The sequence below is a fragment of the Clostridium sp. LIBA-8553 genome, from assembly GCF_057782465.1.
The window spans coordinates 2964853-2983799 of record NZ_CM173489.1 but is presented as its reverse complement, the minus strand read 5'-3'; the positions used below and the strand labels follow the sequence as shown (position 1 = coordinate 2983799).

General features: G+C 30.0%; 20 protein-coding genes. All 20 read left to right on the top strand.

What is annotated here, in order from left to right; all coding sequences use genetic code 11:
• Positions 1 to 51: 51 nt before the first annotated feature.
• Positions 52 to 651 (top strand): thymidine kinase, encoded by a 600-nt coding sequence (locus AC2JAQ_RS13370; RefSeq protein ID WP_423240174.1) that lies wholly within the window; start codon positions 52 to 54, stop codon positions 649 to 651.
• A 25-nt stretch (positions 652 to 676) separates the two neighbouring features.
• Positions 677 to 2440 (top strand): peptide chain release factor N(5)-glutamine methyltransferase, encoded by a 1764-nt coding sequence (gene prmC / locus AC2JAQ_RS13365; protein WP_488456880.1) that lies wholly within the window; start codon positions 677 to 679, stop codon positions 2438 to 2440.
• Between the two features lie 56 nt (positions 2441 to 2496).
• Positions 2497 to 3579: a peptide chain release factor 1 gene (gene prfA / locus AC2JAQ_RS13360; protein ID WP_423240172.1), complete on the top strand. Its 1083-nt coding sequence runs from the start codon at positions 2497 to 2499 to the stop codon at positions 3577 to 3579.
• Positions 3580 to 3657: 78 nt separating this feature from the next.
• Positions 3658 to 4248 (top strand): hypothetical protein, encoded by a 591-nt coding sequence (locus AC2JAQ_RS13355; RefSeq protein ID WP_488456879.1) that lies wholly within the window; start codon positions 3658 to 3660, stop codon positions 4246 to 4248.
• A 22-nt stretch (positions 4249 to 4270) separates the two neighbouring features.
• A complete protein-coding gene (locus AC2JAQ_RS13350; protein WP_488456878.1) occupies positions 4271 to 5323 on the top strand; it encodes an L-threonylcarbamoyladenylate synthase in 1053 nt (350 codons plus the stop codon).
• 263 nt (positions 5324 to 5586) lie between these two features.
• Positions 5587 to 6036, top strand: a complete 450-nt coding sequence (rpiB, locus tag AC2JAQ_RS13345; RefSeq protein ID WP_488456877.1) for a ribose 5-phosphate isomerase B — start codon at positions 5587 to 5589, stop codon at positions 6034 to 6036.
• Between the two features lie 44 nt (positions 6037 to 6080).
• Positions 6081 to 6710, top strand: coding sequence for a uracil phosphoribosyltransferase (gene upp, locus AC2JAQ_RS13340; RefSeq protein WP_322503202.1), 630 nt, complete (start codon positions 6081 to 6083; stop codon positions 6708 to 6710).
• 64 nt (positions 6711 to 6774) lie between these two features.
• The gene (gene wecB, locus AC2JAQ_RS13335) at positions 6775 to 7929 is read left to right on the top strand and encodes a non-hydrolyzing UDP-N-acetylglucosamine 2-epimerase (protein WP_488456876.1); all 1155 of its coding nucleotides are present in this window, start codon (positions 6775 to 6777) and stop codon (positions 7927 to 7929) included.
• A gap of 267 nt (positions 7930 to 8196) precedes the next feature.
• A complete protein-coding gene (locus AC2JAQ_RS13330) occupies positions 8197 to 9375 on the top strand; it encodes an acetyl-CoA C-acetyltransferase (RefSeq protein WP_488456875.1) in 1179 nt (392 codons plus the stop codon).
• A gap of 682 nt (positions 9376 to 10057) precedes the next feature.
• Positions 10058 to 10426, top strand: coding sequence for an ATP synthase subunit I (locus tag AC2JAQ_RS13325; RefSeq protein WP_488456874.1), 369 nt, complete (start codon positions 10058 to 10060; stop codon positions 10424 to 10426).
• Positions 10427 to 10477: 51 nt separating this feature from the next.
• Entirely contained in the window at positions 10478 to 11152 is a 675-nt protein-coding gene (locus tag AC2JAQ_RS13320; protein WP_423240164.1) for a F0F1 ATP synthase subunit A, read from the top strand.
• A 61-nt stretch (positions 11153 to 11213) separates the two neighbouring features.
• Positions 11214 to 11432 (top strand): ATP synthase F0 subunit C, encoded by a 219-nt coding sequence (gene atpE / locus AC2JAQ_RS13315; RefSeq protein WP_011592986.1) that lies wholly within the window; start codon positions 11214 to 11216, stop codon positions 11430 to 11432.
• A 99-nt stretch (positions 11433 to 11531) separates the two neighbouring features.
• Positions 11532 to 12011 carry a F0F1 ATP synthase subunit B gene (locus AC2JAQ_RS13310; RefSeq protein ID WP_488456873.1) on the top strand — a complete coding sequence of 160 codons (480 nt, stop codon included), beginning with the start codon at positions 11532 to 11534 and terminating at the stop codon, positions 12009 to 12011.
• Positions 12012 to 12013: 2 nt separating this feature from the next.
• Positions 12014 to 12553 (top strand): F0F1 ATP synthase subunit delta, encoded by a 540-nt coding sequence (locus AC2JAQ_RS13305; protein WP_423240162.1) that lies wholly within the window; start codon positions 12014 to 12016, stop codon positions 12551 to 12553.
• Positions 12554 to 12563: 10 nt separating this feature from the next.
• The gene (atpA, locus tag AC2JAQ_RS13300) at positions 12564 to 14072 is read left to right on the top strand and encodes a F0F1 ATP synthase subunit alpha (protein WP_488456872.1); all 1509 of its coding nucleotides are present in this window, start codon (positions 12564 to 12566) and stop codon (positions 14070 to 14072) included.
• A 64-nt stretch (positions 14073 to 14136) separates the two neighbouring features.
• Positions 14137 to 14988, top strand: a complete 852-nt coding sequence (atpG, locus tag AC2JAQ_RS13295) for an ATP synthase F1 subunit gamma (protein ID WP_488456871.1) — start codon at positions 14137 to 14139, stop codon at positions 14986 to 14988.
• Between the two features lie 13 nt (positions 14989 to 15001).
• Positions 15002 to 16399: a F0F1 ATP synthase subunit beta gene (gene atpD, locus AC2JAQ_RS13290; RefSeq protein WP_488456870.1), complete on the top strand. Its 1398-nt coding sequence runs from the start codon at positions 15002 to 15004 to the stop codon at positions 16397 to 16399.
• 15 nt (positions 16400 to 16414) lie between these two features.
• Positions 16415 to 16816, top strand: coding sequence for a F0F1 ATP synthase subunit epsilon (locus AC2JAQ_RS13285; RefSeq protein ID WP_488456869.1), 402 nt, complete (start codon positions 16415 to 16417; stop codon positions 16814 to 16816).
• A 170-nt stretch (positions 16817 to 16986) separates the two neighbouring features.
• Positions 16987 to 17631: a hypothetical protein gene (locus AC2JAQ_RS13280; RefSeq protein ID WP_488456868.1), complete on the top strand. Its 645-nt coding sequence runs from the start codon at positions 16987 to 16989 to the stop codon at positions 17629 to 17631.
• A gap of 22 nt (positions 17632 to 17653) precedes the next feature.
• Positions 17654 to 18919, top strand: a complete 1266-nt coding sequence (gene murA, locus AC2JAQ_RS13275; RefSeq protein WP_488456867.1) for a UDP-N-acetylglucosamine 1-carboxyvinyltransferase — start codon at positions 17654 to 17656, stop codon at positions 18917 to 18919.
• Positions 18920 to 18947: the final 28 nt, after the last annotated feature.

The window sequence follows — 18947 nt, the reverse complement described above, 5'->3', positions numbered from 1 at the left end:
GTTATAATCATATTTAGAATATTATAAGAGGATAAGGAGTTTAAATTTAATATGAGTAAACTATATTTTAGATACGGAGCAATGAATTCAGGCAAATCTACACATCTTATGCAAGTGGCACATAATTATGAAGAAAGAGGTATGGAAGTTATCATAGTTAAGCCATCAACAGATAAAAAAGGTGGGGACAAAGTAGTTTCAAGATTAGGTGTTGAGAGAGTTGTAGATATTTTAATAGATAATAAAGATAATATTATAGAAATGATTGATGAAAGACTTGAAAAGGGGAGAAAAATAGACTGTATAATAGTTGATGAAGTTCAATTCTTAAAAGCTCATCATATCGATGAATTATTTGAGATTGCAGTTGGAAAAGGCATACCAGTAATTTGTTATGGATTAAGAACAGACTTCCAAATGAATGGCTTTGAAGGAAGTGAAAGACTTTTATTATTAGCACATAGTATTGAGGAAATGAAAACTATATGTAGATGTGGAAGAAAAGCTATATTAAATGGAAGAATGGTAAATGGAAAGTTTACATTTGAGGGAGAACAAGTTGCTATAGACTTAGTTGATAATGTAGAATATCAATCATTATGTGGACAATGTTATTTCAATTATAAATATGGTAAGAATTCTAATAATTAGTTAGTGAAAGGATAGGGTTTAAATTATGAGAAAATGCCAAGTTGGCGGTCAAGCAGTATTAGAAGGCGTTATGATGAGGGGCACAAAAGGAACAGCTACAGCAGTTAGAACTCCAGAGGGTGATATAGAGGTTTCTTTTGAAAAGACAATACCATATACAAAGAAAAATAAAATTTTAGGGTTACCTTTTATAAGAGGATTTGTAACTCTTGTAGAATCTTTAATTGTAGGTTTAAAATCTTTAAATTATTCAGCAAGTTTTTTTGATGATACAGAACCTTCAAAATTTGAAGATTGGTTAAATAATAAATTTGGTGAAAAAGCTAATAATGTAATAATGACTCTTACAATTATGCTTTCTTTTATATTTGCTATAATTCTTTTTGTAGCAATACCAACAGGAATTACTTTTTTACTTAAAAAGCTTAGTTTCCCAGGTTGGACTTTAAGTGCTATTGAAGGGATAATAAGTATTAGTATGCTTTTAGGATATATGTATTTAATGGGGAAATTAGAAGATATAGAAAGAGTGTTTCAATATCATGGAGCGGAGCATAAAACTATATTTTGCTATGAAAATGAAGATGAGCTTACAGTTGAAAATGTAAGGAAATATCCTAGATTTCATCCTAGATGTGGAACAAACTTTTTATTCTTAGTTGCTATTGTAAGTATATTTATATTTTCTTTTACTAATTGGGATTCAGTAGTTCAAAGAACAGCTATAAGAATAGCAATGTTACCAGTTGTAGCAGGGATAACATATGAACTTATAAGATGGCTTGGAAAATCACAGGGAAGTTTCGCTAAAATAATAGCAGCACCAGGTTTACAATTACAAAAATTAACTACAAGAGAACCGGATGATTCTCAGATTGAAGTGGCCATAGCTTCTTTAAGGAGGGCTGAAGGATTGAAAGAACCAAATAAAAAAGTTGGAGAATTATTAAATTTAGGAAATGAAACTTTGAAAGAAGTTGGGATTGATACTTACATATTAGATACTCAACTATTATTAGGTAAAGCTCTTGAAAAAGATAAGATTTGGCTTATTACTAATAAAAATGAAGAAGTTAAAAAATCTGATGAGATACATTTTTTAAATTTATTAGAAAAAAGAAAAGAAAAAATGCCTATGCAATATATTTTAGGAACTTGTGAGTTTATGGGATTAGATTTCTATGTAGAAGAGGGAGTATTAATTCCAAGGGGTGATACTGAAATAATTGTAGAAGAAGTATTAAACAATGTAGATGAAGATTCAAATATAAATATATGTGATTTATGTTGTGGAAGTGGGGCTATAGGACTATCTTTAGCTAATTATAGAAAGAATATAAATGTAGATTTAATAGATGTAGATGATATACCAGAAAAGGTTACAAGAAAAAATATAAGAGAGCTAGAACTATCAAAAAGATGTAATTTTATAAAAAGTGACCTTCTAAGTGAAGTTATAAAAAAAGAAAATAAGTATGATATTTTAGTTTCAAATCCACCATATATAAGAACAGAAGTTATAAATACTTTAATGGAGGATGTCAAAGATTATGAACCTCATTTAGCTTTAGATGGGGGAGCGGATGGTTTAATATTTTATAGAAGAATTATTGACGAGTCTTTACAAGTATTAAAGCAAGATGGTATATTAGCTTTTGAAATTGGACATGATCAAGGTGAAGATGTTAAAAATTTGATGACTAAAAAAGGATACTATGATGTTAAAGTGATTAAAGATTTAGCAGGCTTAGATAGATGTGTTATAGGAAGAGTAAATCTTGAAAGATAATATAATAGTGTGTTATAATTGTAAAATATGAAAATCTGTATACGGAGTGATAATAGATGATACTTGATAGATTAAATTTTATTGAAAATAAATACGATGAACTTTCAGTTAAAATAAGTGATCCTTCAATAATGGCTAACCAAAAAGAATGGAGAAAGCTTTGTAAGGAACATGCAGACTTAGAAATAATCGTTAATAAGTACAAAGAGTACAAAGAAGCAACAGAAGACTTAGAAGCTAACAAAGAGATGCTTTCAGAAGAAAGTGATCAAGAAATGAGAGAAATGATCAACGCAGAAATAAAGGATTTAACAGAGAGAAAGAAAGAATTAGAAGACGAAATACAAATTCTTTTATTACCAAAAGATCCTAACGATGACAAGAACGTATTCGTTGAAATCAGAGGTGGTGCTGGTGGAGATGAAGCAGCACTATTTGCAGCTAACCTTTTCAGAATGTATACTAAGTATGCTGAAAAAAATAGATGGAAAGTTGAACTTATGAGTACAAATGAAACTGATATCGGAGGTTTCAAAGAGGTTGTATTCATGATAAAAGGAGCAGGGGCTTACTCAAAGCTTAAGTATGAAAGTGGAGCACACAGAGTTCAAAGGGTTCCAGATACAGAGAGTTCTGGAAGAATACATACTTCAACTGCTACAGTAGCTGTTTTACCAGAAGTTGATGATGTAGAAATCGAAATAAATGACAAAGATATTAAAATAGACGTATTTAGAGCATCAGGTAATGGTGGTCAGTGCGTTAACACAACTGACTCAGCGGTAAGAATAACTCACTTACCTTCAGGATTAGTTGTTTCATGTCAGGATGAGAAATCACAGCTTAAGAATAAAGAAAAAGCTATGAAGGTATTAAGAGCAAGATTATACGAGCAAGCTGAAGCTGAGAGATTAGCTGGTATTGCTGAAGATAGAAAGAGTCAGGTTGGTACTGGAGATAGAAGTGAAAGAATAAGAACTTATAACTATCCTCAAGGAAGAGTAACTGACCACAGAATAAATATGACTTTATATAAATTAGATAGCTTCTTAGAAGGTGATATAGACGAAATATTAAATGCTCTAATCACTGAAGATCAAGCTCAAAAAATGAAAGCAATGGGTAATACTGAATTTTAATATATAAAGCCTTACATGAATAATGTAAGGCTTTAAAAATACATGGTTTTAATATGTTGATTAAAGAGGAATATACTTATGGATATAGATAAAGCTATAAAAAAACAAAAAAAATCATATAAGAGATTCATGTTTGTTATGGTAATACTTCTAATATTATTACCTCTTTTAGTTTGTTTTTTTGAAGTTTATAAGGATTTTCTAATAGTCTATTTAATCTTTTTAGAAGTTTTTATAGTTATTGTTATGATTAAAAATTTTAATAATATAAGGTTAGAATATACTTGCGAAAATGGAATTTTAAGAATAAAACCTAATGTATTATCTAAATATAAACATATATATTGTGATAGAGTAGCTTTAGTTCATACAGAAAATGAATTAGAGGATATGAAAATAATTATAGTCTTCTCTAACAAAGGGAGAAAAGGTAAGTTTGGAAAGCCTGTAGGAGATTATTTCTGTAAGGCTCATCCAGGATTAAGCAATGACTATAAAAAGATGATTAGATTAAATAAACAAACACAATGGTATTACATAATAATAAAAAGAGGGGCTTTAAAGAAATTTAAGCTTTTAGATGATATATATAAAAGTTGTGTTACAGCAACCTATACAAGTGATAGTATTGAAAATATAAAGATTGCTAGAGGTCAGAAGAATTTATAAAAGATGAAGGTGATATTGTTTTATGAAAACAAAAATACAATTCATAAAAGATATAGATAAAGATATAAAACATTTAGAGGAAGCTGCTGAAATTATAAAACTAGGTGGAATAGGTGCTTTCCCAACTGAAACTGTTTATGGCTTAGGTGCAAATGCTTTAGATGGAGAAGCTGTTAAAAAAATTTTTGAGGCGAAAGGAAGACCTCAAGATAATCCTTTAATAATACATATAGCAAAAAAAGAAGATATTAATAAATATGTTGATGAGGTACCAAAGTTTGCCGAAGAGTTAATGGAAAAATATTGGCCGGGTCCTCTAACTATTATCTTAAAGAAAAAAAATATAGTTTCAGATATTACATCAGCAGGGTTAGATACTGTTGGAGTAAGAATGCCAGATAATGATATCGCATTAAAATTAATTGAATTATCAGGAGTTCCTATTGCAGCACCATCAGCTAATATATCAGGAAGACCTAGTCCAACTGATATAGAAAGGTGTGAAGAAGACTTAAATGGAAGAGTTGACTTCATAGTTGGATCTGAAAAAAGTAAAATAGGGGTAGAATCAACAATAGTAGATGCAACAGGAGAACATTTATGTGTTCTAAGACCTGGTGGAATAACTTTAGAAATGTTAAAAGAAATTGATGAAGGTGTATATATAGATAAAGCTATATTAACAACTTTAGATAAAAATACAAAACCTAAAGCCCCTGGAATGAAGTATAAACATTATGCACCAAAGGCTAAAGTTAAGATGGTTCAAGGACCAATAAATAAAATGGTTGAAAAAATCAGAGAAATGGTGCATAATTACATAGACGAAGATTTAAAGGTTGGAATTATGGCAACTGATGAAACAATTTCTATGTATGATGAAGGAATAGTTAAATCACTAGGAACTAGAGAGGATTTAACTTCTGTAACAAAGAACTTGTTTGAAATGCTTAGGTCCTTTGATGATTTAGGAGTAGATGTTATAATAACTGAGGCTTTTGAAGAAAAAGGTTTAGGTGTAGCCATAATGAATAGATTAAAGAAATCTTGTGGGTTTGATATAACAATAGTTTAAGAAAATATATGGAAGGAGCTGGATAAGGATGATGCTTTTGAAAAAAAGGAATTACTTTGAATTTACATTTTTAAAAAATTCTATATTTGTTTTTTTTGAAGGTTTGATATCTTTATTTAGTGTTCTTCCAGTTAATAAAAAAAAGTGCTTTTTTATTTGACTTACTATTTAAATTTTTATTTTAAGTAGTGTTATTAGTCATTGAAAAAGCACTTTTTTTAGAATAATATATTTAAAACAACTATTTATTGGAGGTTAGTGAAATGAAAATAGCAATTGGTTGTGATCATGGTGGATTTAATTTAAAAAACACAGTGATAAAACATTTAAAAGAAAAAGGTATTGAGTTAAAAGATTTTGGCACATATGGCACAGAGTCTTGTGATTATCCAGATATAGCTATACAAGTTGCAGAAGCAGTTGCTTCAAAAGAATTTGATTATGGAATATTAATTTGTGGAACTGGTATAGGAATTTCTATAGCAGCAAACAAAGTTTCAGGAATAAGAGCAGCATTATGTTCTGATACATTTAGTGCACACGCAACAAGACAACATAATAATGCAAATATTTTAGCTATGGGTGAGAGAGTAATAGGCCCAGGATTAGCTTTAGATATAGTTGATGCTTTCTTAGGTGCAGAGTTTGAAGGTGGAAGACATCAAAAGAGAATAGACAAAGTAACTGCTATTGAAGAAAAGTATTCAAAATAATTTAGTAAAAATATTTTATATATAGATTTTAGGAGGAAGATACAATGAGTAAAGTAACAGAAATAACACATCCACTTATATTACATAAGTTAGCGTTCATAAGAGATAAAAATACAGGTTCTAAGGATTTTAGAGAATTAGTAAGTGAAGTTTCTATGCTTATGGCTTATGAAGTAACAAGAAATCTTCCAATGGAAGAAATCGATATAGAAACTCCAGTATGTAAAACTAAATGTAAAGTTTTAGCTGGTAAAAAGGTTGCTATAGTTCCAATATTAAGAGCTGGATTAGGTATGGTAGATGGTATGCTACAACTTATACCTGCTGCAAAAGTAGGGCATATTGGACTATATAGAGATGAAGAAACTCTTCAACCAGTAGAGTACTTCTGTAAATTACCACAAGATATAGCAGAAAGAGATATAATCGTTGTTGATCCAATGTTAGCTACAGGCGGTTCAGCAGCAGATGCTATAACTCTTTTAAAGAAAAGAGGAGCTAAACAAATAAGACTTATGTGCTTAATTTCTTCACCAGAAGGAATAGAATTTGTACAAAAAGCTCATCCAGATGTTGATATATATGTTGCATGTATTGATGAAAAATTAAATGATCATGGATATATAGTTCCTGGATTAGGTGATGCAGGAGATAGACTATTTGGCACAAAATAGTTATAATTTAAATAGCTACTTAATAAATAAGTAGCTATTGATTATTTTTGGAGGTAAATGATTCATGGAAAAGATAAAAGTTTTAACTATCTTTGGAACAAGACCGGAAGCTATAAAAATGGCACCGTTAGTAAAAGAATTAGAAAAAAGAACGGAAATAGAATCAAAGGTTTGTGTAACTGCTCAACATAGAGAAATGTTAGACCAAGTTTTAGAACTATTTGATATAAAACCTGACTTTGATCTAGACATAATGAAAAATCGTCAAACTCTTACTGGAATAACAAACAGAGTTTTAGAAGGATTAGAAAAAGTATTCACTGAAGAAAAACCAGACATGATACTTGTACATGGTGATACAACTACAACTTTTGCTGGTGGATTAGCAGCTTTCTATCAACAAATAAGAGTAGGTCATGTTGAGGCTGGACTTAGAACTTTCGATAAATATTTCCCATTCCCAGAGGAAATGAATAGAAAATTAACAGGTGCTTTAGCTGATTTACACTTTGCTCCTACTAAAGGTTCAAAAGCTAATCTTTTAAGAGAAGGAATAAATGAAAATGACATAAAAATTACAGGTAACACTGTAATCGATGCTATGGAACATACTGTTGAGGATGATTATGTTTTTGAAAATGAAGAATTAAATAACATAGATTTCGAAAACAAAAAAGTTATAATGATAACAGCTCATAGAAGAGAGAACTGGGGAGAAGGCATAGAAAACATCTGTGCAGCATTAAACAAAATAGTTGAAGATAATAAAGATGTTGAATTAGTTTATCTTGTTCACTTAAATCCAGTTGTAAAAGATGTTGTTTACAAAAATCTTGATGGAAAAGAAAGAGTACATCTTTTACCACCACTTGATACAAAAGAAACTCATAACTTAATGAATAAATGCTTCATGGTTATGACTGATTCAGGTGGGTTACAAGAAGAAGCTCCTCACTTAGGAAAACCAGTATTAGTTTTAAGAGATGTAACAGAAAGACCAGAGGCTGTTCAATCAGGTACAGTTAAGTTAGTTGGTACTGATATAGAAAAAATATTAGAAGAAGCTAACTCATTAATAAATGATGAAAAAGCTTATGCAGAAATGAGTAAAGCTATAAATCCATACGGAGATGGTAAAGCTTCAGAGAGAATAGTTTCAGCTATATTAAACTATTTTGGAAAAAGTGATGAAGTTGTAGAAGAATTTATAAGTAAATAAGACTTTGTTAAAAAGTTTAATAAATATAATTTGAATAATTGGAATAAATAGACAGATATTTAGAATAATATAGAAATTTTAATAAGATATTTCTATAGTGAAGCTAAAATATCTGTCTTTTTTTATAAAAAGCCAAAAAATAATTAAAAAGATTGTTTAAAATTTAACAAAATATATTGAAAGCTAGTAAATTTATGGTTATAATTAAATCAGTTAGAAAAAATATAGATTTTTGATAAATTTTTACCTAAATGGGAGGTTTTTGATATGAGAGAGGTAGTTATTGCAAGTGCAGTAAGAACAGCATTAGGATCATTTGGGGGTTCATTAAAGGATGTTCCAGCTGTAGATTTAGGAGCTTTAGTTATTAAAGAAGCTTTAAATAAAGCAGGGGTAAAACCAGAAAATGTTGATGAAGTTTTAATGGGTAATGTAATCCAAGCTGGATTAGGACAAAATACTGCAAGACAAGCAGCTGTAAAAGCTGGTTTACCAGTTGAAGTTCCTGCAATGACAATAAACAAAGTTTGTGGTTCAGGTTTAAGATGTGTAGCTTTAGCGGCTCAAATGATAAAAGCAGGAGATGCTGATGTAATAGTAGCTGGTGGTATGGAAAACATGTCACAAGGACCATACGTTTTAAAAACTGCAAGATTTGGTCAAAGAATGGGCGATGGAAAAATGATAGATACTATGGTTAATGATGCTTTAACAGATGCATTCAATGGATACCATATGGGTATAACTGCTGAAAATATAGCAGAACAATGGGGATTAACTAGAGAAATGCAAGATGAGTTTGCTGCAAACTCTCAAGCAAAAGCAGAAGCTGCTATAAAAGCAGGAAAATTCAAAGATGAAATAGTACCAGTTGTAATACCACAAAGAAAAGGTGATCCAATAGTATTTGATACTGATGAATTCCCAAGATTCGGAACAACAGCTGAAAAGTTAGCTAAATTAAGACCAGCATTCAAAAAGGATGGAACAGTTACAGCTGGTAATGCATCAGGTATCAATGATGGTGCGGCTGCATTAGTTGTTATGAGTGCTGAAAAAGCAAAAGAATTAGGAGTAACTCCAATCTGTAAAATAGTTTCTTATGGTTCAAAAGGATTAGATCCTTCAATAATGGGATATGGACCATTTTATGCTACTAAAAAAGCATTAGAAGGAACTGGATTAACAGTTGCAGACCTTGACTTAATAGAAGCAAACGAAGCTTTCGCAGCTCAAAGCTTAGCAGTAGCTAAAGATTTAGATTTTGACATGAACAAAGTTAACGTAAACGGTGGAGCTATAGCTTTAGGACATCCAGTTGGAGCTTCAGGCGCTAGAATATTAGTTACATTACTTCATGAAATGATGAGAAGAGATGCTAAAACAGGATTAGCAACACTTTGCATAGGTGGAGGAATGGGAACAGCTTTAATCGTAGAAAGATAATAAGTTTACCATTATTATATATATATTTTTTAAGATGCTATCCATTTAATAGGATAGCATCTTTTTATTTTTTTAATTAAAGCAACATATTAATATATAAGAATATATTGAAAAATATGCACAAAAGTAATAATAAAAATTCATCTTACTAAATATATATGTTTTATTTAAATTTTATATAAAAAGTATGAATAATAGGATGAAGAATAGAAAAAAATAGGGTTAAAGTGCAGAAAAATATTAAAAAAGAAAGATTTTTAAAAAAAAATCAAAAAAAATGTGAATAAATATTAAAAAGGTTATTCAAAACCTTTTAAGTTGTATATTTTATTCTAAATAATGGTTTGAAATTTTTTTTATGAAAAAGCTACTAAAATATATGATTTTACATCAAAAACTTTCAAAAAAGGATTTCAAAATCGAAAATAGTAATCGAAATTTAACTCAAGATTATGAGTAATAATTGAAAAATTCAGAAAAATGAAACTAAGTATTCAAAAACATTCAAAAATAATTGGAAAAAGAGTAAATGAGAGTTTTTAAGAGTAAAAATGAAGGAAATGCTTAAAATTACTTTAAAATATCAGAATATTAATAAATTCAACCAAAATTTAAATTTTATTAATATTAAATTCAGGAATATAATTAGTAAAGTAACATTGCGGAACTATGGAGGTTATACGTGAACGCTAAAATCAAAGGTTTAGTTTTTTCAGTAATGAAAACTAATATTTTATTGACGATAATAGCAACCCTGGTAATTAGTTTAGTTAATTTTAGATTTGGGGTGGCTTTTTTAGTTGGAAGTATAGTTGCGACAATTAATTTCACAGTTAATGCAATTGTAATCCATAAGGTTATAAATAAAAGAAGAGGAGCTTTAAAAATACAATTAAGCTTCGTATTAAGAATGATTTTGATTCTTTTATTTACAGTAATATTTATGAAAGATGTTAAGGAATTAGCATTTTATCTAATAGGATTTATTTCACATCAGATATCAATATTTATTTATACTAAAAAGAATAAGGCCTTATCAAAAAATAAATAAATATTTATATACATATATAAATTAATACTAAGATAGAAAGGGAGTGATTCCGTGGATATCTTTGCACCAATGTTTACAGTTAAGGTTGGTAGTTTGACAATTAGTAGTACAATTATTTTTCAATGGGCAGCAATGCTTGTTATAACAATATTTGCTATAGTTTCAACTAAAAATCTTAAAAATAAACCAGGCAAGTTACAAGTTGTTTTAGAGTCACTTTATCAAACAGTTTATAACTTGGTAAAGAGTAACATGGGGGAAAGTTATATTGGCTTTGTACCTTATATAGGAACATTAGCAATATTCCTACTTGTCTTAAACCTTTATGGATTAATAGGGCTTGCACCTCCAACTCAAGATTTAAGTGTTGCAGTAGCATTAACAATTACTTCCTTTGTTGTTGTTCATGCCAATGCATTATACAGATGTCATCTTGGAGGATATATCAAAGGATATTTCAAGCCATATCCAGTAATGTTACCTTTAAACATAATGGAGAGAATTATTTTCCCAGTATCTCTTGCACTACGTTTATTTGGTAATATGCTAGCAGCCACTCTATTAATAGATTTAATGTATTCAGGTCTAGCTCATATAGGATGGATTGCTCAAATAGGTGTGCCAATACTAGCACATGGTTTCTTCGATGTATTTGATGGAACAATACAAATGATAGTATTTACAATGCTAACAATGGTAAATATTAAAATGTTAGCAGATCACTAAGAAAAATTAAAGGAACAAATCAAAATAACTTTAGTTTGATTTAAAAAAGGAGGAATTTTTAATGGATATGAAGTTATTAGCAGCAGGTATAGCTGTATTAGCAGGTATAGGAGCCGGAATAGGTATAGGAATTGCAACAGCAGGAGCAATAGAAGCAACTGCAAGACAACCAGAAGCATCAGATAAAATTCAAAGTTTATTCATCATGGGAGCTGGTCTTTCAGAAGCAACAGCTATATATGGTTTAGTAATTTCAATAATCTTATTATTCGTTGTTTAATATCAAATTGCGTACTTTTTATTAAGAACTTGTAGTAATTAATAAATAAAGATAATAGAGTTAATATAATTGACTCCGAAGGGAGGCTGTGATTGATATATGGAATTAGATTTTATGAGAATATTAGCTACAATCATTAACTTTATAATCTTAATTCTTATACTAAAACATTTTTTCTGGGACAAAATCAAGAGAGCCATCGACGCAAGACAAGAGGCTATAGATGAAACAATCTTAAAAGCTGATGAAGATGCAGAAAAAGCAAGAAGATTAAGATTAGATAATGAAAGAATTCTTAAATCTGCGAAAGAAGAAGGCAGAAAGCTTAGAGAAGAACAGAAAAAAGAAGCTGATAGAATTTATAAAGAAATAGTTGATGATGCTCATAGAGAAGCTGAGGCTATATTAAATAGAGCTAATATTGAAATTCAAAGAGAAGAAGAAAAAGCTAAATACGAATTAAAGCAACAAGTAGTTGATATTTCTGTAATGCTTTCAGAAAAAGCACTTGGAGAATCTATCGATGAAGCTAAACATAGAGAATTAATAAATGACTTTATTGAAAAGGTAGGTATCTAATTATGTATGAATATTTAGATCGTAGATATGCCTTAGCTCTATATGAAGTTGCAGAAGAAAAACATAAAGTTGAAGAATATTTAAATGATTTAAGAGAAATTTGTGATATAGTTTACGGTAATAAAGAACTTTATGAAATCATAAAACATCCTCAAATAAGTACTGTAAGAAAGAAGAAAACTTTCAGAAATATATTTGAAGGAAAAATAGATGATGAATTACTTTCATTTTTAATGGTTCTTATAGAAAAAGATAGAATACTTTATCTAAAAGAAAAATTAAAAGAAATGGAAAAAATTCATTTAGAAAGAAACAATACTTTATTAGCTGAAGTAAAAAGTGTTGTTCAACTAACAGAAGATGAAGTTAAAAGACTTGTAGAAAAGTTAGAAAATAAATACTCAAAGAAAATATTATTAAAGCAAGAGATAGATAAGAGTATCATTGGCGGACTTTTTGTTAGAGTTGGCGATGATGTTATAGATGGTACTGTTAAATCTAGACTTGATGATATGAAACTTATAATGCTTAAGAGAGAATAGAGGTGAGTCTATGCATATTAAACCAGAAGAAATAACTTCTATAATCAAGAATGAAATAAAAAACTACGAAAAAGAGTTAGAAACTGTTGATTCTGGTACTATCATACAGATAGGTGACGGAGTTGCTAGAGTTTACGGATTAGAAGAATGTATGGAAGGTGAACTTCTAGAATTCCCTAATCAAGTTTTCGGTATGGCTATTAACTTAGAACAAGATAACGTTGGTTGTGTTCTTTTAGGATCTGAAGAAGGTATAAAAGAAGGAGACATCGTTAAAAGAACTGGAAAAATAGTTGAAGTACCAGTAGGTGAGGACTTAATAGGTAGAGTTGTTAATTCATTAGGTCAACCTATAGACGGAAAGGGTCCTATAAAAAATGATGGATACAGAGCTATAGAAGTACCAGCACCAGGTATACTTGAAAGAAGTTCTGTTAATGAGCCTCTACAAACAGGTATCAAGGCAATCGACTCAATGATACCAATAGGTAGAGGACAAAGAGAGTTAATTATAGGAGATAGACAAACAGGTAAAACTGCTATAGCTATAGATACTATAATTAACCAAAAAGGTAAAGATGTTATATGTATATATGTTGCTATTGGACAAAAACAATCAACAGTAGCTAATATAGTTAACACTTTAACTGAAGAAGGAGCTATGGACTATTCAATAGTTGTAACAGCATCAGCATCAGAATCAGCTCCATTACAATACATTGCACCATATTCAGGATGTACAATGGGTGAATACTTCATGAATAAAGGTAAACATGTATTAATAATATATGATGATTTAAGTAAGCACGCAGTTGCTTATAGAACAATGTCACTATTAATTAGAAGACCACCAGGAAGAGAAGCTTATCCAGGGGATGTATTCTACATTCATTCAAGATTACTTGAAAGAGCTGCTAAGTTATCAAAAGAAAATGGTGGAGGCTCATTAACAGCACTTCCAATAATAGAAACATTAGCAGGAGACGTAACAGCATACATTCCAACTAACGTTATCTCAATAACAGATGGACAGATATTCTTAGAAACTGAGTTATTCAACGCAGGACAAAGACCAGCTGTTAACCCTGGTATATCAGTTTCAAGGGTTGGAGGAAACGCACAAATAAAAGCAATGAAACAAGTTTCTGGTACATTAAGACTAGAACTTGCTCAATATAGAGAGTTAGCATCATTTGCTCAATTTGGTTCAGACCTTGATAAAGATACTCAAGCAAGACTTGAAAAAGGTAAGAGACTTATCGAGATTTTAAAACAAGACCAATATAAGCCAATGGCAGTTGAAAAACAAATTATGATAATATATGCTGCAGTTAACAATTTCTTATTAGATATTAAAGTCTCAGATATTAAGAGATTTGAGAAGGAATTCTTAGAATTCATGGATACTCATCATAGAGAAATTAGTAAAGCTATATTAGATAAGAAAGTTTTAGATGATGAAATAAAATCTGCTTTAGAAAGCGCTATAGTAGAATTTAAAAAAATATTCTTAATGTAAAATAAGAGCATAGCTTTTTAACTAAAGCTATGCCCACATTTTTAAGAATGGAGGTGGAGCTTAAATGGCAGGTGCAGGACTTTTAGAAATTAAAAGAAGAATAAAAAGTATCAAAAACACAAGAAAAATAACAAAAGCTATGGGACTTGTTGCCACTTCTAAGTTAAGAAAAGCTAGACAAAAGTTAAGTGAAAATAACCAATATTTTAGTAGTCTAGATGAAATTGCTAGAGAATTAATCGGATCATTAAATAGCAATAATAATCCTTTACTTAAATCCAATGATAACCCTAAAAAGTTAATAATATTATTAGCATCAGATTCAGGATTATGTGGTGGATTTAATGGTAATACTGCCGCTTTTGTAAGAGATGAATATGAAAATAATATTGACAACATAGAAGCAATAGTAGTAGGTAAAAAAGGTATCCATTATGTTAAGAAAAACAAGATTTCTACTTTAGCAGAATATGTTGATTTAGGAGATACACCAAACGTTGGTGATGCATCAACTATAGTAAATAGAGCTGTTAAAGAATTTACTGATGGAAATTTTGGAGAAATAAATTTAGTTTATACTAAATTCTTTTCACCTGTTAAACAAGAGGTCGTTGAAGAGAAATTATTACCACTAGATTTAACTGGAGAAAAAGGTAAGGTTTCTTTTGTAATTGAACCTGATGAAGATGAAATAATAGATTCATTAGTTTCATCATACTTAAAAGGTAAATTCATGAATGCTATGTTTAATTCAAAAGCTAGTGAACAAAGTGCTAGAATGCAGGCAATGGACGGAGCAACTAAAAACGCCGATGATTTATTAAACTCATTAGATGCTAAGTACAATAGAATAAGACAAAGTATTATAACTCAAGAGATATCAGAAATTGTTGGTGGAGCAGAAGCACAAAAATAAGGAGGTACTCAAAATGTCTAATAATATAGGTAAAGTAGTTCAGGTTATTGGACCAGTTGTAGATATAAAGTTTGCAAATGATGAACTTCCTAATATATTTAATGCAATACACATTAAAATGGACGATGGAAAAATCTTAGTTTGTGAGGTAGAGCAACACGTAGGAGATGACATAGTTAGAACTATAGCTATGGAAGCTACTGAAGGATTAAGAAGGGGTGTAGAAGCTGTTGATACAGGAGCACCTATATCAGTACCAGTTGGTGAATGCGTATTAGGAAGAATATTTAACGTATTAGGTAAACCACTAGATAGTGGAGCAGAAGTTAATAATGAAGAAAAATATCCAATTCATAGACCAGCTCCATCATTTGAAGAGCAATCAGTTGTTCCTCAAATGTTTGAAACTGGAATAAAGGTTATAGACCTTTTAGCACCTTACCAAAGAGGAGGTAAGATTGGTCTATTCGGAGGAGCCGGTGTTGGTAAAACAGTTCTTATCCAAGAGCTTATCAACAATATAGCTAAAGAGCACGGTGGACTTTCTGTATTTACAGGGGTTGGAGAAAGATCAAGAGAAGGTAATGACCTTTACTACGAAATGAAGGATTCAGGAGTTATAAAAAATACTGCACTAGTATTTGGACAAATGAACGAACCACCTGGAGCAAGAATGAGAGTTGCGTTAACAGGACTTACAATGGCTGAGTACTTCAGAGATCAAGGTCAAGACGTGTTATTATTCATAGATAATATATTCAGATTCTCACAAGCTGGATCAGAGGTTTCAGCTTTATTAGGAAGAATACCATCAGCTGTTGGTTACCAACCAACACTTGCTACAGAGATGGGTGCTCTTCAAGAGAGAATTACATCAACTACTCATGGATCAATCACATCAGTTCAAGCAGTATACGTACCTGCCGATGACTTAACTGACCCAGCTCCAGCTACAACATTCAACCACCTTGATGCTAAAACAGTTTTATCAAGAGGTATAGCTGAGATTGGTATTTACCCAGCAGTTGATCCACTAGATTCTTCATCAAGAATACTAGATCCAAGAATTGTTGGAGAAGAACACTATGAAGTTGCTTCAAAAGTTAAGCATATATTAGAAAGATATAAAGAACTTCAAGATATAATCGCTATCCTTGGTGTTGATGAACTTGCTGACGAAGATAAACTTATCGTTGCTAGAGCAAGAAGAATACAAAAATTCTTATCACAACCATTCACAGTAGCAGAACAATTCACTGGAATGCAAGGTAGATATGTTCCAATAAAAGAAACTATAAGAGGTTTCAAAGAAATATTAGAAGGTAGACATGATAATGTTCCAGAATCAGCTTTCTTATTCGCTGGATCAATAGATGAAGTACTAGAAAAAGCTAAAGAAATAGCCCAATAAAAGGGGTGAATAAAAATGAATAAATTCAAGTTAACTATAACAACACCAGAAAAGGTTCTTATTTCAGGTGAAGTTACAAGAGTTTTATGTAAAAATGCTCTTGGTGAGTTTGAAATATTAGCTGGTCACCAACCTTATATAACAGCTACTACTCCAACAGTTACAAGAGTAGATGATGAAAATGGTGAAAGTAAGTACTTATTTACTTCAACAGGATTAATAAAGGTTCAAGATAATGAAGTTACATTTTGTGTAGATTCTGCAGAATGGCCAGAAGAAATAGATCAAGCAAGAGCTTTAGAGTCTAAGCAAAGAGCAGAGGAAAGATTAAAAAATAAGACTGATGAGATAGATGTAAAGAGAGCTAAATTAGCTTTAGCGAGAGCTATGTCTAGATTAAAGTTAAAAGAAATGTAGATTATTTAAAGCATACAGGAAACTGTATGCTTTTTTTTGGTGTAATAAATGTTTTTATGTAATTTAATAGAACTTTTTTTTATGATTTTAATATATTGATAATATGAAAGGCAATTATTGTATAAAAAAACTATCCCTGACAATAATTAAGAAGAAGGGTGGGGATAGTGATGAATAAAAATATTTTTACAATGATAATGTTTTGTTTCTCGTTTATTTTTTGTCCAAGCATTAGTAATTTAGAAAATGAGATTTATACTAAAGTATCAGAAGAACTTTGTGATATAGAAGAGTATGGAATGAAAATAGAATATTTAATTAATGAAAATATCAATAAAGAATTAAATAATTTATGTAATTCTCTTAAAATTAAAGATTTCATTATTGTAGAAGAAAAAGAAGATAGTTTATATTTAGAAAATTCTAATGATGAAATTAAATTAAATGTTAGTTTAATAAAAGAAAATAAAAAAAATAGAGTTCAAATAGAAATTATTTCTAAGTATAGAGTTGATTTTAATTATATTAAGGAATATTTTCAAGTTATTCATAATAAAAACATATCAAATATAAAGTATTACACTTATATAAAAGGTGATATTAGAGAAAATAATAATATAGATGAAATTGAAGAAAAACTTATAGAATTAATTAATAATAAATATGTAATAGGAATACAAAAGATAAATTTAGAGAATGGAACTACAGGAATAATTAATCTTAAGAGTGATTATCAGTTTAATTACTCCATTATGACATATGAGGAAGATAGGAAGTTGATTTTAGGAACACCTATCATATTCACAACATATTAAAATAATTTTAATGGAGGATAATATGGATAAAATAGTAATACAAGGTGGAAAAAAACTAAATGGAGAAGTAAAGATTAGTACAGCTAAAAATTCAGTTTTACCAATAATTGCAGGTTCTATATTAGCTAATGATATTGTAACTATAAATGAATTACCAATGTTAGAAGATGTGTTTACTATTTGTGATGTTATGGAACAATTAGGTTATGAATTAAATATAGATAAGAAAAATAATAAATTAATTGTACCACCGTTGCAAAGAGAACCTTTAATACCAAATGAGAATTTAGTAAAAAAAATGAGAGCTTCATTTCTTATAATGGGGCCAATGATAGCTAAATATGGAGAATTTAAACTAGCTAGACCAGGTGGATGTAATATTGGTTCAAGACCTATAGAATTGCATTTAAAGGGCCTTAGAGCTTTAGGTGCAGAAGATAAAAATTGTGGTAATGGATTTGTATGTATTCAAGCTAAAAAGTTAATTGGAAATAAGGTGTATTTAGACTTTCCTTCTGTTGGCGCAACAGAGAATATAATGATGGCAGCAACTATGGCTAAGGGAACTACAGTTATTGAAAATGCTGCACAGGAACCAGAAATAATTGATTTAATTAAATTTTTAAATTCTATGGGAGCAAAAATTTATACTGAAAAACCAGGAGAAATAGTAATAGAGGGTGTAGAAGCTTTAACTTCAACAAAATATACACCGATATATGATAGAATAGAAGCAGGTACATTCATGGTTGCAGCAGCAATAACAGGGTCAAAAATAAAATTAAATGGAGTAAATACAGATCATTGTTCAGCAGTAATTTCTAAATTAAGAGAAACTGGAGTAGAATTTTTAAAAATTGATAATGAGCCAAATAGCATAATAGTAAAAGGAAATGAAGATATAAGACCAATTAATATTAAAACAATGCCTTATCCTGGATTTCCTACTGATATGCAATCACAAATGATGAGTTTATTAAGTATAGCAAATGGAAGTAGTATTATAACAGAAAGTGTTTTTGAAAATAGATTCATGAATGTTGATGAATTAAGACGTATGGGTGCCAACATACAAGTTGAAGGAAGAACAGCTTTAGTTGATGGTGTAAAAGCACTTACAGGATGTGAAGTTAGAGCAACAGATTTAAGAGCAGGAGCAGCCTTAGTTTTAGCAGGACTTGTAGCTAAAGGGAAAACAATAGTTACAGACATACACCATATAGATAGAGGTTATGTTGAAATAGAAAATAAGTTCAGAGCTTTAGGCGCTGACATAAATAGAGAGTAAAATCAACAGCATTTGCTGTTGATTTTTT

Excerpts from the sequence above, each read along its gene's own strand:
- rpiB (WP_488456877.1), top strand. The coding sequence starts at position 5,587 with ATGAAAATAGCAATTGGTTGTGATCATGGTGGATTTAATTTAAAAAAC.
- AC2JAQ_RS13330 (WP_488456875.1), top strand. The coding sequence starts at position 8,197 with ATGAGAGAGGTAGTTATTGCAAGTGCAGTAAGAACAGCATTAGGATCA.
- murA (WP_488456867.1), top strand. The coding sequence starts at position 17,654 with ATGGATAAAATAGTAATACAAGGTGGAAAAAAACTAAATGGAGAAGTA.
- AC2JAQ_RS13350 (WP_488456878.1), top strand. The coding sequence starts at position 4,271 with ATGAAAACAAAAATACAATTCATAAAAGATATAGATAAAGATATAAAA.
- AC2JAQ_RS13305 (WP_423240162.1), top strand. The coding sequence starts at position 12,014 with ATGTATGAATATTTAGATCGTAGATATGCCTTAGCTCTATATGAAGTT.
- prfA (WP_423240172.1), top strand. The coding sequence starts at position 2,497 with ATGATACTTGATAGATTAAATTTTATTGAAAATAAATACGATGAACTT.
- AC2JAQ_RS13280 (WP_488456868.1), top strand. The coding sequence starts at position 16,987 with ATGAATAAAAATATTTTTACAATGATAATGTTTTGTTTCTCGTTTATT.
- atpE (WP_011592986.1), top strand. The coding sequence starts at position 11,214 with ATGGATATGAAGTTATTAGCAGCAGGTATAGCTGTATTAGCAGGTATA.
- AC2JAQ_RS13310 (WP_488456873.1), top strand. The coding sequence starts at position 11,532 with ATGGAATTAGATTTTATGAGAATATTAGCTACAATCATTAACTTTATA.
- atpG (WP_488456871.1), top strand. The coding sequence starts at position 14,137 with ATGGCAGGTGCAGGACTTTTAGAAATTAAAAGAAGAATAAAAAGTATC.
- AC2JAQ_RS13355 (WP_488456879.1), top strand. The coding sequence starts at position 3,658 with ATGGATATAGATAAAGCTATAAAAAAACAAAAAAAATCATATAAGAGA.
- upp (WP_322503202.1), top strand. The coding sequence starts at position 6,081 with ATGAGTAAAGTAACAGAAATAACACATCCACTTATATTACATAAGTTA.
- prmC (WP_488456880.1), top strand. The coding sequence starts at position 677 with ATGAGAAAATGCCAAGTTGGCGGTCAAGCAGTATTAGAAGGCGTTATG.
- wecB (WP_488456876.1), top strand. The coding sequence starts at position 6,775 with ATGGAAAAGATAAAAGTTTTAACTATCTTTGGAACAAGACCGGAAGCT.
- AC2JAQ_RS13370 (WP_423240174.1), top strand. The coding sequence starts at position 52 with ATGAGTAAACTATATTTTAGATACGGAGCAATGAATTCAGGCAAATCT.
- atpA (WP_488456872.1), top strand. The coding sequence starts at position 12,564 with ATGCATATTAAACCAGAAGAAATAACTTCTATAATCAAGAATGAAATA.
- AC2JAQ_RS13285 (WP_488456869.1), top strand. The coding sequence starts at position 16,415 with ATGAATAAATTCAAGTTAACTATAACAACACCAGAAAAGGTTCTTATT.
- atpD (WP_488456870.1), top strand. The coding sequence starts at position 15,002 with ATGTCTAATAATATAGGTAAAGTAGTTCAGGTTATTGGACCAGTTGTA.